Below are 13,135 nucleotides of genomic sequence, written 5' to 3'. Positions count from 1 at the left end.
CAAGCGACGACGAATCCGGCGGTTACGCCGACGTCAGCGTGCTCTCGTTCTCATCGGCCGCGTTCGCGCGACTTGCGTTGGCCGCCAAGGCGATCGGTGGAACCCGGGTGGCACGCACGTAGACGGTGTCGCCCTCGCGCAGGGCCAGGGCCTCGGCGTCGCCGCGGGTGATCTGGGCGGTGAATAATCCACCGGTGGCCGCGCTGGTCAATTCGACCCGCACCTCGAAGCCCAGCGTCACCACCCGGTCGACGACGGCACGCACCACCCCGACGGACTCGGCCGTGCCGTCACCGCCGGCGATCGACATCTCGGGGTTGCGGCCCACCCGGATGTCGTGCGGGCGCACCAGAGTGCCGTTGAGGGTGGACACCGCACCGAGGAACGACATCACGAACGCGTTCGCCGGCGTGTCGTAGACGTCGGTCGGGGATCCGACCTGCTCGACGCGGCCCTTGTTCAGCACCGCGATCCGGTCGGCGACATCCAGCGCCTCAGCCTGGTCGTGGGTGACCAGCACCGTGGTCACGTGCACCTCGTCGTGCAGGCGCCGCAGCCACGCCCGCAGGTCCTCGCGCACCTTGGCGTCCAGGGCGCCGAACGGCTCGTCGAGCAGCAGCACCTGCGGGTCGACGGCCAGCGCCCGGGCCAGCGCCATGCGCTGCCGCTGACCGCCGGACAGCTGGTTGGGGTAGCGGGCCTGAAACCCGCTGAGCCCCACCACTTCCAGCAGGTTGTCGACTTTGGCTTTGATTTCGGCTTTGGGTCGCTTGCGGACCTTGAGCCCGTAGGCCACGTTGTCGCGGACCGTCAAGTGTTTGAACGCCGCGTAGTGCTGGAACACGAACCCGATGCCGCGGCGCTGCGGCGGCACCCGCGTCACGTCACGACCGTAGATGGTCACCGTTCCGGTATCGGGTTGGTCGAGGCCGGCGATGGTGCGCAGCAGGGTCGACTTGCCCGAGCCGCTGGGGCCCAACAACGCGGTCAGCGAGCCGGTGGGCACGACGAAATCCACATGGTCCAGCGCGACGAAATCGCCATAACGCTTGTTGGCGTCGCGCACGATGATGGCGAGGTCGTCCGGGTTGTTGGCTTGAGTCACGGTCATTCTCCTCGTCAGGCCTGCCTGGCCGCTCGTGCGCGGCGCGCGTCCAACACCACCTGGAAAACCAGCACCAGCACGGCAACCCCCATCAGCAGTGTGGACAGCGCGTAGGCGCCGTATTCCGCACCGCGGTTGTACCGGTCGGAAACCAGCAACGTCAGTGTCTGCGACTTCCCCGGCAGGTTGGACGACACCATCAGCACGGCACCGTACTCCCCCAGGGTACGTGCGATGGTCAACACGATGCCGTAGGTCAGACCCCACCGGATAGACGGCAGCGTGATCCGCCAAAAGGTTTGCCACCACCCCGAACCCAAGGTGGCCGCCGCCTCCTCCTGGTCGGTTCCCAGCTCGTGCAGCACCGGCTCCACTTCGCGCACCACGAATGGCAGCGTGACGAAGATGCTGGCCAACACGATGCCCGGCAGGCCGAAGATGATCTTGAACCCGAGGTCTTGTTCCACGAATCCGAGCGCGCCGGCCGAGCCCCACAATACGATCAGCGCGACACCCACTATGACGGGCGAGACCGCGAACGGCAGATCGATGACCGCCTGCAGCACGCCCTTGCCACGAAACCTGTTGCGGGCCAGCACCAATGCGGTGGGGATACCGAAGATGACGTTGAGGGGCACAACGATGGCCACCACCAGTAGCGTCAGATTCAGCGCCGATATCGCCGCGGGTGTGCTGACCCAGGCGTAGAACTGGTCCAACCCGGGTTGGAACGTTCGCCACAGGATCAACGCCACCGGTATGACCAGCAAGACGAAGATGTAGGCGAGCGCGACGAATCGCAACGAATAGCGCACCCGCGCAGACGATGTCATGCGGACAGCTCCTCGCGCTTGGCCGCGCGCCCGCCCACGACGCGCAGGATGAGCAGAACGACAAACGAAACGCCCAACAGCACAATCGATATCGCGGCGGCACCGGTCCGATCGTCGTTCTCGATCAAGGTGCGAATCCATTGAGAGGACACTTCGGTCTTGCCCGGCACCGCACCACCGATGAGCACCACCGAACCGAACTCGCCGATCGCTCGGGAGAAGGCCAGGCCGGCGCCGGACAACAGCGCGGGCAGCAGCGACGGCAGCACCACCGAGGTGAAGATCTTCGGCCCGTTGGCACCCAGTGAGGCCGCCGCCTCCTCGGTTTCGCGATCCAGTTCCAACAACACCGGCTGCACAGCGCGCACCACGAACGGCAGCGTGACGAAGGCCAGGGCCACCGCCACACCCCACGACGTGTGCTGCAGATGCAGCCCGACGGGGCTGTGGTTGCCGTACAACGCCAGCATCACCAGGCTGGCGACGATGGTCGGCAGCGCGAAGGGCAGATCGATGACCGCGTCGATAAGGCGCTTGCCCCAAAAATCATCCCGCACCAACACCCACGCGATCACCATGCCGAAGACCAGATTGAGCACCGTGACCCCGGCCGAGATCGTCAGGGTCACCCGAAATGACTCCAGCGCGGCGTTCGAGGAGACCGCGAGCCAGAACGCGTGCCAGCCGCCACCCGCGGCTTGCCACGCGATCGCCGCCAGCGGCAGCAACACGATCACCGAGAGCCACACGGTGGCCACGCCGACTCGAAGGGCGGTGGTGCCGCGGCCACGCCCGGGTAGCGGGCCGGGCGGCGCGTGGCCGCCGAGCTCGGGGCGGATGGCCGACGGGTCCGGCGTGATGGCGGTCATCCGGTGGCCTTCGTGTAGATCTTCGTGATGCTGCCGGAGTTCTTGTCGAACAATTGCGGATCCGCCGTGGCCCAGCCACCCAGGTCGGCGATCGTCCACAGTTTCGCCGGCACCGGGTACTGGTCACGGAACTCGGCGGCCACGGCCGGATCGACCGGGCGGAAACCGGCTTGCGCCCAGACCTTTTGGGCCGCTGCCGTGTATTGGAAGTTCTTGAAGGCGACGGCGGCGTCCAGATGGGGGCTGGTGTTGACCACCGCCACCGGATTGTCGATTCTGAAGGTCTGCGCCAAGTTGACGTGTTCGACCGGCTTTCCGGCCCGTTCGGTGGCGATGGCCTCGTTCTCGTAGCTGATCAACACGTCACCGCTGCCCTGGACGAAGACGTCGGTGGCTTCCCGCCCCGATCCGGGGCGCAGCTTCACGTGTTCGGTGACCATCTTCTTGATGAAATCCACCCCGGCGTCGCGGTGGGCGCCGCCTTCGCTCTTGACGGCGTACGGCGCGAGCAGGTTCCACTTGGCAGATCCGGAACTCAGCGGACTGGGTGTGATGACCTCTACCCCGGGCCGCAGCAGGTCATCCCAATCCTTGATGTGCTTCGGATTGCCCTTGCGCACCACCAGCGTCACGACCGAACCGAACGGAATTCCCTTGGTGGCGTCGGTATTCCAGTCCTTGGAGACCTTGCCGGCCTTGACCAGTCGAGCGATGTCGGGCTCGACGGAGAAGTTCACGACGTCGGCCGGCTTGCCGTCGACGACGCCACGGGATTGGTCACCGGAGGCCCCGTAGGAGGTGACCACCTGCACGCCCTTGCCCTCGTCGGAGGCGTTGAACGCCGGAATTATTTTGCTCCAACCGGGTTCTGGCACCGAGTAGGCGACCAGGGTGATGCTGGTGCGCGTGTTGGCCAGGCCACCGCCGCCGACGGCATCGCTGGCACCGCCGTGGCAACCGGCGATGAGACCGGCGATCAGGGCCAGGGCGAGGACGGGCCGCCAGCGCAATGCGGTCCTGGTGTCCATTGAGGGCCTTCCGGGCGAGATTTATTGGGAGTCGGGCCCCGTTTCTGCGGAAAGGCACCTAGCACTTCAGGAGAATCGAAAACTCCGGACCAGACCGCATACGGGCATGGGAGTCAGCGACAACAGTGCACGAAGGCATAGCACTCCGAGGTGCTCATCGCCACGCGCATGGCGGGAAGCCTAACAGGAATTGACGTTGCCGCCACCGCGGCGTGGCTGTGCAGACGGCCCATGGTCGTTAGCGGTGCATCGCATGGGTCACCAGCCAGGTGACGACCACCAACGCCACCAGGATGACCAGAATCAGGGTCACGTGCGACCGGGGCATGGGCTACCCGGGGGTTCCGTCGTGACGGGCACGGCGCATCAGCTCGATACCCTTGCCGAGCACGCCATCCAGCAGGGCCGCCGTGGCGGAGGCCACCACCAGCACGGCGGGCATCACCACCAGGGCCTGCAGCACGAAAGGCAGCCCCGAAAGCCACAGCTCGTTGCCGTCCCACCAATTGAGGAACGCGTTCACCAGGTTCACCCTATTCGGCCCGGCCGCCGAAGACCATCGGCACGCGGGGAACACGCGCCGGCATTGGCCATTCGGCGAATAGCGGCGCGGCACGCCGCCGCGGCGAAGGTTGGACGCGGGACAACTGAGCAGCGATGATGTCCAGATGGTTTTGCATGCCCAGCCCGAAGACCAACCGGCCGACGCCCTGGCCGAGGAAGAGTTTCACGCCGCCTCGGCCGCGTCGATGTCGTCGTCCATCGACCTGCGCACGCCCGGACCGCTCGCTCCCAGCGCAGCGCTGCGGAACCCGTTCCCGCCGATCGCCGACTATGCGTTCCTCTCGGACTGGGAAACCACCTGCCTGATCTCCCCCGCCGGATCGGTCGAATGGCTCTGCGTGCCCCGCCCGGATTCCCCCAGCGTGTTCGGCGCGATCCTGGACCGCAGCGCCGGTCATTTCCGGTTGGGCCCCTATGGCGTCTCGGTGCCCTCGGCCCGCCGGTACCTGCCCGGCAGCCTGATCATGGAAACCACCTGGCAGACCCACACCGGGTGGCTGATTGTGCGCGACGCGCTGGTCATGGGTCCCTGGCACGACCTGGAGCGGCGATCGCGCACGCACCGCCGCACCCCGATGGACTGGGACGCCGAGCACATCCTGCTGCGCACCGTGCGCTGCGTCAGCGGCACCGTCGAACTGATGATGAGCTGCGAACCGGCGTTCGACTACCACCGCGTCGGCGCCACCTGGGAGTACTCCGCCAACGCGTACGGCGAGGCCGTCGCGCGTGCCACCAAGGATCCCGACGCCCACCCGACCATGCGGCTGACCTCCAACCTGCGGATCGGGTTGGAAGGCCGCGAGGCGCGCGCACGCACCCGGATGAAAGAGGGCGACGACGTTTTCGTCGCCCTGAGCTGGACCAAGCACCCGGCACCGCAGACCTACCAAGAGGCCGCCGACAAGATGTGGCAGACCACCGAGTGCTGGCGGCAGTGGATCAACATCGGCAACTTCCCCGACCACCCGTGGCGGGCGTACCTGCAGCGCAGCGCGCTGACCCTGAAGGGGTTGACCTACTCACCCACCGGTGCGCTGCTGGCGGCCAGCACGACGTCGCTGCCGGAAACGCCGCAGGGCGAACGCAACTGGGATTACCGCTACGCCTGGGTGCGCGACTCCACTTTCGCGCTGTGGGGCCTGTACACGCTCGGACTGGATCGCGAGGCCGACGACTTCTTCGCCTTCATCGCCGACGTCTCCGGCGCGAACAACAACGAGCGGCACCCGCTGCAGGTCATGTACGGCGTGGGCGGCGAGCGCAGCCTGGCCGAAGAGGAACTGCATCACCTGTCCGGCTACGACCACGCCCGGCCGGTGCGCATCGGCAACGGCGCCTTCGACCAGGTCCAGCACGACATCTGGGGCTCCATCCTGGACTCCTTCTACCTGCACGCCAAGTCGCGCGAGCAGGTCCCCGAGACGCTGTGGCCGGTGCTGAAGAAGCAGGTGGAGGAGGCGATAAAGCACTGGCGCGAGCCCGACCGCGGGATCTGGGAGGTGCGCGGGGATCCGCAGCACTTCACGTCGTCGAAGGTGATGTGCTGGGTGGCGCTCGACCGCGGCGCCAAGCTGGCCGCGCGGCAGGGCGAGAAGAGCTATGCCCAGCAGTGGCGCGCGATCGCCCAGGAGATCAAAGACGACATCCTGGCGCATGGCGTGGATTCCCGCGGGGTGTTCACCCAACGCTATGGCAGCGACGCGCTAGACGCCTCGCTGCTGTTGGTGGTGCTGACGCGGTTCCTGCCGCCCGACGACCCGCGGGTGCGCAACACCGTGTTGGCGATCGCCGACGAACTCACCCAGGAGGGCCTGGTGCTGCGCTACCGGGTCGACGAAACCGACGACGGGCTGTCCGGCGAGGAGGGCACCTTCACGATCTGCTCGTTCTGGCTGGTGTCGGCGCTCGTCGAGATCGGCGAGGTGCGGCGCGCCAAGCGTTTGTGTGAGCGGCTGCTGTCCTACGCCAGCCCGCTGCATCTCTACGCCGAGGAGATCGAGCCGCGCACCGGCCGGCAGCTGGGCAACTTCCCGCAGGCCTTCACCCACCTGGCGCTGATCAACGCGGTGGTGCACGTCATCCGCGCCGAGGAGGAAGCCGACGGATCCGGGATGTTCCAGCCCGCCAACGCACCGATGTAGGGGATTGCGGCGCAAGGCAAGCGCCCAGCGCAAGGCAAGCGCCCAGCGCGAGGCAAGCGCCTAGCGCAAGGCGCCGACTTTGTCCCGCATGACTTGCGCGATGTCGAGCGCGCTGGCGTCGACCTCGTCTGGTCGCCGCAGCGCCGGAGTGGGTGTGCTCGCAAAATCGACCTCGACTTCGACGAGGCAATTGTCCCGCACACCGATGGCCCGGCCGGCCGGCAGCGAATCCTCGAGAAGCGGGTTCGGCGAATCGAGCTCGATCGATGTCGTCGCCGCGAGAACCGAAGCGGCGACTTGCACGCCGTCCACCTTCGCCTTCAGCCTGAACGGGCCACCAGTCAGGGCAACCGTCTTGCCCTGACATCGTTGCCACTGCCGAGCGAACGTCACGAACAGCGCCTGAGCGTCGGCGGGCGTCGGAACGTCGACCACCGCCTCTTGGACGCGGATTACGGCGGCGGCCAAGGATTCGGGCCGCCACGTCTCCTGCGCGACGTCTCTGACCTTTTGGTGACGGTAGGCGCTTTGCTGCAGCATCACCGCGACTCCGATGCAGTCGTCGGGCGACGCGGCTCTGTCGCCCTGCAACGATTCGGGGCCCGCGATAGTCGGGGGAAATCCGGGATCAATAGTTAAGGGCTGCCTCACAATTCGCGACAGTGCACTCTTGCCGAGCAGCACCCGCTTGATGGTCGGCCCACTGAGCGACCGCGGTGCCGCGCCGGGCACCGGCCGCGCCGTGCCGTCGACCGCCACGGAGCAACCCGAGGCCAGCACTACGATGACCAGCAGGGCGCCGACGCACCGGGGCGTTGTCGTACCGGTCATCACACTTGTTACCGCGCCTCCCCCGGTCCGTCGATCTACGCCGCTTCCAACCGCTTTGACCAGCAGATTACGGTCGCGGGCGGGGTGGACACCACGTGCCACACCGAGCACACAGCGCAACGTCAGGTGAGTCTCAGGTTCGGGCGGTGGCGCCCGGCGAAGCGGACCTGCCCTTCGCGGCGTCAGCCCAGGGCGCTCACCCTGTCCATCAGGGCGTGCGCAACGTCGATGGCGCTGGTGTTGATGTCGGCCGAGCCGGGATCCGACGACCGTCGCCCGCCGAAGAACACCACTTGGACTTCGACGAGGCAGTTCGACCGGACGCCGATGGCGCGCGCCTGTGGGGTGGGCCGCAGGGGCGGCATGTTGGGCAGTATCGATGTCGCGGTTTTGGTCGCGGCGATGGTGGAATCCGTGACGCGGACGTCGCTGATGACGTTTGTCGTGCTGATCGGGCCGGACTGTTCCGACGTCGTCATGCCGTTGCACTGCTGCCACTGCTGGGAGAACTGCGCGAACAGCGCCTGCGCCTGCGCGGGCGACGGGAGCGTGACGACGCCCTCCTCGACCACGATCACCTGCGCCGGTTCGCCGTTGTTCCACCACGACTCGGACGCAACGTCTTTCACGTCGGCGGAGCGGTACACGCCCTGCTGTAGCATCGCCGTCACGCCCAGGCACCCGGACTGCGACATCGTCCGTTGGACCTGATAAAGCCTTTCCGGCCCGCCGAATTCGGCCGGATCCCGCGAAACGAAGGTCTGATTGAGCATCCGCGACAGCGTCGGGCCGTCGAGCAGCACCTGCTTGACCGTCGGGCCGCTGAGCGGTCGCGGCTTCAGGTTCGGCGCCGGCTTCGCCGTGCCCGCCACCACCCCACCGCAGCCCGTCGCCAGCACGGCGACCGCCATCAGCGCCGTCGACAGCCCCCGAATCCGCATGGCTATTTCTTGCCCTTGTCCCCCGCGGCGTCGGCGGACAGCGCCGCGACGAACGCCTCCTGCGGCACATCGACCCGCCCGATGGTCTTCATCCGCTTCTTGCCTTCCTTCTGCTTTTCGAGAAGTTTGCGTTTACGCGTGATGTCGCCGCCGTAGCACTTGGACAACACGTCCTTGCGGATCGCGCGAATGTTCTCGCGCGCAATGATTTTCGACCCAATGGCCGCCTGGACGGGCACCTCGAACTGCTGGCGCGGAATCAGCTCTTTGAGCTTGGTGGTCATCTTGTTGCCGTAGGCGAACGCCGAATCCTTGTGCACGATCGCGCTGAACGCGTCCACCGCCTCGCCCTGCAGCAGGATGTCGACCTTGACCAGTTGCGCCTCCTGCTCGCCGGCCTCCTCGTAGTCGAGGCTGGCGTAACCGCGGGTGCGTGACTTCAGCGAATCGAAGAAGTCGAAGATGATCTCACCCAGCGGCATGGTGTAGCGCAGCTCGACGCGTTGCGGTGACAGGTAATCCATGCCGCCCAGCTCGCCGCGGCGCGACTGACACAATTCCATGATGGTGCCGATGAATTCGCTCGGCGCGATGATGGTGGTCTTGACCACCGGCTCGTAGACCTCGCGGATCTTGCCGTCCGGCCAGTCCGACGGGTTGGTCACCCGGATCTCGGTGTTGTCCTCCTTGCTCACCCGATAGACGACGTTGGGCGACGTCGAGATCAGGTCCAGGTTGAACTCTCGCTCCAGGCGTTCGCGGGTGATCTCCATGTGCAGCAAACCCAAGAAGCCGCAACGGAATCCGAAGCCCAGCGCCACCGACGTCTCCGGCTCGTAGGTCAGGGCCGCGTCGTTGAGCTGCAACCTGTCCAGGGCGTCGCGCAGATCCGGGTAGTCGGAGCCGTCCACCGGATACAGGCCGGAGTAGACCATCGGCTTCGGCTCGCGGTATCCGGTCAGCGCTTCGGCGGCGCCGTGGCGGGCCGTCGTCACGGTGTCCCCCACCTTGGATTGGCGGACGTCCTTGACGCCGGTGATCAGGTAGCCCACCTCGCCCACGCCCAGGCCGTCGCTGGCCTTCGGCTCGGGCGAGACGATGCCGACCTCGAGCAGTTCGTGGGTGGCGCCGGTGGACATCATCGCGATGCGTTCGCGCGGGGTGATCTTGCCGTCGACCACGCGCACGTAGGTCACCACTCCGCGGTAGATGTCGTAGACGGAGTCGAAGATCATCGCCCGCAGCGGCGCGTCGGCGTGGCCCTGCGGGGGCGGCACCTCGCGCACCACGTGGTCGAGCAGGTCGGCGACGCCGTCTCCGGTCTTGCCGGAAACCCGCAGCACGTCGCCCGGCTCGCAGCCGATGATGTGGGCGATCTCGGCCGCGTGGTGGTCCGGGTCGGCGGCGGGCAGGTCGATCTTGTTCAGCACCGGGATGATGTGCAGGTCACGGTCGAGGGCCAGATAGAGATTGGCCAGGGTCTGCGCCTCGATGCCCTGGGCGGCGTCCACCAGCAGCACCGCGCCCTCGCACGCCTCCAGCGCGCGCGACACCTCGTAGGTGAAGTCGACGTGGCCCGGGGTGTCGATCAGGTGCAGTACATACTCCTCGTCACCGACCTTCCAGGGCAACCGGACGTTTTGAGCCTTGATGGTGATCCCGCGCTCGCGCTCGATGTCCATCCGGTCCAGGTACTGCGCGCGCATGGACCGCTCGTCGACGACGCCGGTGAGCTGGAGCATCCGGTCGGCCAGCGTGGACTTCCCGTGGTCGATGTGGGCGATGATGCAGAAGTTCCGGATCTGCGCCGCCGCAGTGAAGGTCTTGTCGGCGAAACTGCTGATGGGGATCTCCTGGTGCGTGCGAGCTTGACGGGCCGCTGCGCGGCCGTTTCCGGCGCGGTTCGCGGGTGAGTTCAGCGTATCCAGACAGGGCCGCTGGGACCTACTTGGACACAGTCGCACCCCCGCCGCTCGCGTCTATGCTGCGAATATGTCGTCTCCCCGGAAATCCCAGTGGAAGACGTTCCAGCGGTTCGCGGAGAATTTGGTGTTCACCGGCGCTCCGCGCCTGGTTCGGACCGTGCAGAATTCCCAGACCGTGCTGCGCGAGCTGCAGCAGGCCGTGAGAATCACGGCGAACGTCATCGCCGCGGTGACGCCCTCACCTCCCGAGGCGCCCGTCGCCGGCCGGCCGGTGACCAGTGGCAGCCTTCCGACCGCGCAGCGGGCCCGCAAGCTGGTGTACGCGCCGAGCCTGGACGGTCGGGCCGATTCCGGTGAGATCGTCTGGACGTGGGTGGTCTACGAGGACGACCCCACCCGGGGCAAGGACCGGCCCGTCCTGATTGTGGGCCGGGACCGCAGCGTCCTGTTGGCGTTGATGGTGTCCAGCCAGCAGCGCCACGCCGCCGACCCCGACTGGGTTGGAATCGGTTCCGGCTCTTGGGATTACGAGAGCAGGCAAAGCTGGGTGCGGCTGGACCGGGTGCTCGACGTGCCCGAGGAAGGCATCCGGCGCGAGGGCGCCATCCTGGATCGTGAGATTTTCGACGTGGTGGCCGCCCGGCTGCGCGCCGACTACTCCTGGCGCTGAATCCGTCTCGCGCGTCCGCCGAGCGAGCGGAGCCGGCCGCTCAGCCCTGAGTGATGTAGGACTGCAACTGTCGCTGCTCGGCCTCGAGTTCTTCCATCCGGGTCTTCACCACGTCACCGATGCTGACGATCCCGATCAGCTTCTTGCCGTCCAGCACGGGCACGTGCCGCACCCGATTCTTGGTCATCAACACGCTGATGGCGTCAACCTCGTCGGTCTTCGAGCACGTCGCGAGCATGGACGTCATGATCTTGGACACCGGGCGAGACAGCACGCTGGCGCCATGCGTATGTAGCTGGCGCACGACGTCGCGCTCCGACACGATGCCGACCACACCCTCGTCGCCGACCACCACCATGGCGCCGATGTTCTGCTCGCTCAGCCCTGCGAGCAGTTCGCGAACGGTCGCGTCGGGGTTGATGGTCACCACCGCCGCGCCCTTGTTCCGCAGGACGTCCGCTATCCGCATCGAAGCCTCCAGCTGGGTTGTGATCCGCTTCACACCAGGCTACGGCTTCCTGGCGCGGCGCAAAAGCCACTACAAGAACCTGCAATCTCGTGTCCTACCGGTGCAGCCCGCGCGGATCGAGCGATTGCGCCACTGCGGACGCCGTGGTTTTGCAAGATAGGGCCATGATCGAGGTCACGCTGCTGGGAACCGGAAGCCCTATCCCCGATCCGAACCGCGCCGGGCCGTCAACTCTGGTGCGGGCCGGCGGGCAGATATTGCTGGTGGATTGCGGGCGCGGCGTGCTGCAGCGCGCGGCCGCGGTCGGGGTGGGCGCCGCCGGGTTATCGGCGTTGCTGCTGACCCATTTGCACAGCGACCACATCGGCGACTTGGGCGACGTGCTCATCACCCGGTGGATCAGCACCTTCACACCCGACCCCGCGCCGCTGCCGATCATCGGGCCGCCCGGCACCGCCGAGGCGGTCGCGGCGACGCTGAACGCCTTCCGCCACGACATCGGCTACCGGATCGCCCATCACGCCGACATCAACGAGCCGCCGGCGGTGGATGTCCACGAATACACCGAAGGCGCCGTCTGGGACCGCGACGGCGTAGCCATCCGAGTCGCCCCCACCGACCATCGGCCGGTGGCGCCGACCATCGGCTTTCGCGTCGAATACCAGGGCGCCTCGGTGGTCCTCGCCGGCGACACTGTCCCGTGCGCGGGCCTGGACGAACTGGCGGCGGGGGCGGGCGCGTTGGTGCACACCGTGATCCGCAAGGACATCGTCGCCACCATCCCGCAGCGGCGGTTGCTGGACATCTGCGACTACCACTCGTCGGTGGAGGAAGCGGCGGCGACCGCGGCCCGGGCGAAAGTGGGCACCCTGGTCTTGACGCACTACGTGCCGGCACTGGTGCCCGGGCAGGAGGAGCAGTGGCGGGCCTTGGCGGCCACGCGGTTCGGTGGGCGCGTCGAACTCGGTGACGACCTGCACCGCGTTCAGATCGACGCGTCCTCCTGACGGCCGTCCGCGCCCGCTCAGCCGGCCGCCGAATTTCGTTGTGCCGCGCCGGGTAGGACCACGCCCGCCACCATCAACCAGGTCAGTGCCAGGACCCGGGCGATCGGCAGGATGACGCCCAGCGCCGGCCAGATCAGCACCGCGGTCGCCAATTCGGCGAGGACAGCCGTCGCCAGACCCATCCGCGCGACCGGCCCCGGCAGCAACGCGCGCGTGAGACCCGGCGCCGCGATCCCGCCGACCAGCAGGCCCAGCGCCACGATGTGGCCCGGGCCGCCGGTGAGAAAGACCAACGCGTAGAGCGCCCGGACCACCGCCGCGTTCGCGGCGACATCCGGCATCGACAACGCCCAACCCAGCAATCCCGCCAGGCCGAGCGCACCGGCGGCCAAGGTGCCGCCAGTCATTGCGACCGCGCCGGACTTCGCCCCGAGTTGCCGCAGCCGGGCGCCGGCGGTCGCCGCGTACAGCGCCAGCGGCACCGACGACGCGAACGTCGCAACGGCGATGATGCGCACGGCGGTCGGCTGGGCGCGAACGTAGGCGGTGACGGCGCCCGCCGGGCCGTAGGGCAACGGCATGACACCGCCCACCGCGACGCCGATGGCGATGCCGCCGACGAGGAGCCCGATGCACAGCACCGCCAGCACCGCCAGGGCGGAACCGCCCCGCCCGGGCGGCTTCGCGGCGAGCCGCGGCGCGCCTTCGGCCGAATCGTTCATCGCTGCAACGGTAACCCTGCGTCGGCG

Annotated in this window: 13 protein-coding genes; 3 read left to right on the top strand and 10 right to left on the bottom strand. The window is 67.5% G+C overall.

The genetic code is table 11. The features are described from left to right. Positions 1–22: 22 nt before the first annotated feature. The 5 genes from BST14_RS02110 to BST14_RS02090 all read right to left on the bottom strand — a co-directional run bounded on the left by BST14_RS02110 (position 23) and on the right by BST14_RS02090 (position 4,358). Entirely contained in the window at positions 23–1,111 is a 1,089-nt protein-coding gene (locus BST14_RS02110) for a sulfate/molybdate ABC transporter ATP-binding protein (protein WP_083062942.1), read from the bottom strand. Between the two features lie 8 nt (positions 1,112–1,119). Beyond that, the gene (gene cysW, locus BST14_RS02105; RefSeq protein WP_083062941.1) at positions 1,120–1,938 is read right to left on the bottom strand and encodes a sulfate ABC transporter permease subunit CysW; all 819 of its coding nucleotides are present in this window, start codon (positions 1,936–1,938) and stop codon (positions 1,120–1,122) included. Next, the gene (cysT, locus tag BST14_RS02100) at positions 1,935–2,807 is read right to left on the bottom strand and encodes a sulfate ABC transporter permease subunit CysT (protein ID WP_083062940.1); all 873 of its coding nucleotides are present in this window, start codon (positions 2,805–2,807) and stop codon (positions 1,935–1,937) included. Before cysT ends, cysW begins: the two co-directional genes overlap by 4 nt. Beyond that, complete coding sequence (locus BST14_RS02095) at positions 2,804–3,835, bottom strand: sulfate ABC transporter substrate-binding protein (protein ID WP_083062939.1); 1,032 nt, start codon at positions 3,833–3,835, stop codon at positions 2,804–2,806. Before BST14_RS02095 ends, cysT begins: the two co-directional genes overlap by 4 nt. Before the next feature lie 331 nt (positions 3,836–4,166). Continuing rightward, positions 4,167–4,358, bottom strand: coding sequence for a hypothetical protein (locus BST14_RS02090; protein WP_083063024.1), 192 nt, complete (start codon positions 4,356–4,358; stop codon positions 4,167–4,169). 145 nt (positions 4,359–4,503) lie between these two features. Between BST14_RS02090 and BST14_RS02085 the strand changes: the two genes are divergently transcribed. Beyond that, positions 4,504–6,543: a glycoside hydrolase family 15 protein gene (locus BST14_RS02085; protein WP_083063023.1), complete on the top strand. Its 2,040-nt coding sequence runs from the start codon at positions 4,504–4,506 to the stop codon at positions 6,541–6,543. A gap of 60 nt (positions 6,544–6,603) precedes the next feature. On the opposite strand, the gene BST14_RS02080 is transcribed toward BST14_RS02085, so the two are convergent. From BST14_RS02080 to lepA, 3 genes are all read right to left on the bottom strand, one after another. Further along, positions 6,604–7,374, bottom strand: a complete 771-nt coding sequence (locus tag BST14_RS02080; RefSeq protein ID WP_211280637.1) for a sensor domain-containing protein — start codon at positions 7,372–7,374, stop codon at positions 6,604–6,606. Between the two features lie 182 nt (positions 7,375–7,556). Then, positions 7,557–8,315 carry a sensor domain-containing protein gene (locus tag BST14_RS02075; RefSeq protein WP_083062938.1) on the bottom strand — a complete coding sequence of 253 codons (759 nt, stop codon included), beginning with the start codon at positions 8,313–8,315 and terminating at the stop codon, positions 7,557–7,559. A gap of 2 nt (positions 8,316–8,317) precedes the next feature. After that, complete coding sequence (gene lepA, locus BST14_RS02070) at positions 8,318–10,165, bottom strand: translation elongation factor 4 (RefSeq protein ID WP_245845269.1); 1,848 nt, start codon at positions 10,163–10,165, stop codon at positions 8,318–8,320. A gap of 142 nt (positions 10,166–10,307) precedes the next feature. Here lepA and BST14_RS02065 point away from each other — a divergent pair, with 142 nt between their 5' ends. Continuing rightward, a complete protein-coding gene (locus BST14_RS02065; RefSeq protein WP_083062937.1) occupies positions 10,308–10,910 on the top strand; it encodes a type II toxin-antitoxin system PemK/MazF family toxin in 603 nt (200 codons plus the stop codon). 40 nt (positions 10,911–10,950) lie between these two features. On the opposite strand, the gene BST14_RS02060 is transcribed toward BST14_RS02065, so the two are convergent. After that, the gene (locus tag BST14_RS02060) at positions 10,951–11,379 is read right to left on the bottom strand and encodes a CBS domain-containing protein (protein WP_083063021.1); all 429 of its coding nucleotides are present in this window, start codon (positions 11,377–11,379) and stop codon (positions 10,951–10,953) included. Positions 11,380–11,543: 164 nt separating this feature from the next. On the opposite strand from BST14_RS02060, the gene BST14_RS02055 reads away from it, so the two are divergent. Next, positions 11,544–12,386 carry a ribonuclease Z gene (locus BST14_RS02055; RefSeq protein ID WP_083062936.1) on the top strand — a complete coding sequence of 281 codons (843 nt, stop codon included), beginning with the start codon at positions 11,544–11,546 and terminating at the stop codon, positions 12,384–12,386. 17 nt (positions 12,387–12,403) lie between these two features. Here BST14_RS02055 and BST14_RS02050 read toward each other — a convergent pair whose 3' ends face one another. After that, the gene (locus BST14_RS02050; RefSeq protein WP_083062935.1) at positions 12,404–13,108 is read right to left on the bottom strand and encodes a hypothetical protein; all 705 of its coding nucleotides are present in this window, start codon (positions 13,106–13,108) and stop codon (positions 12,404–12,406) included. Positions 13,109–13,135 lie beyond the last annotated feature (27 nt).

This window comes from Mycobacterium arosiense ATCC BAA-1401 = DSM 45069, from assembly GCF_002086125.1.
Lineage (GTDB): Bacteria > Actinomycetota > Actinomycetes > Mycobacteriales > Mycobacteriaceae > Mycobacterium > Mycobacterium arosiense.
This window is presented reverse-complemented; position numbering and strand designations above follow the sequence as displayed.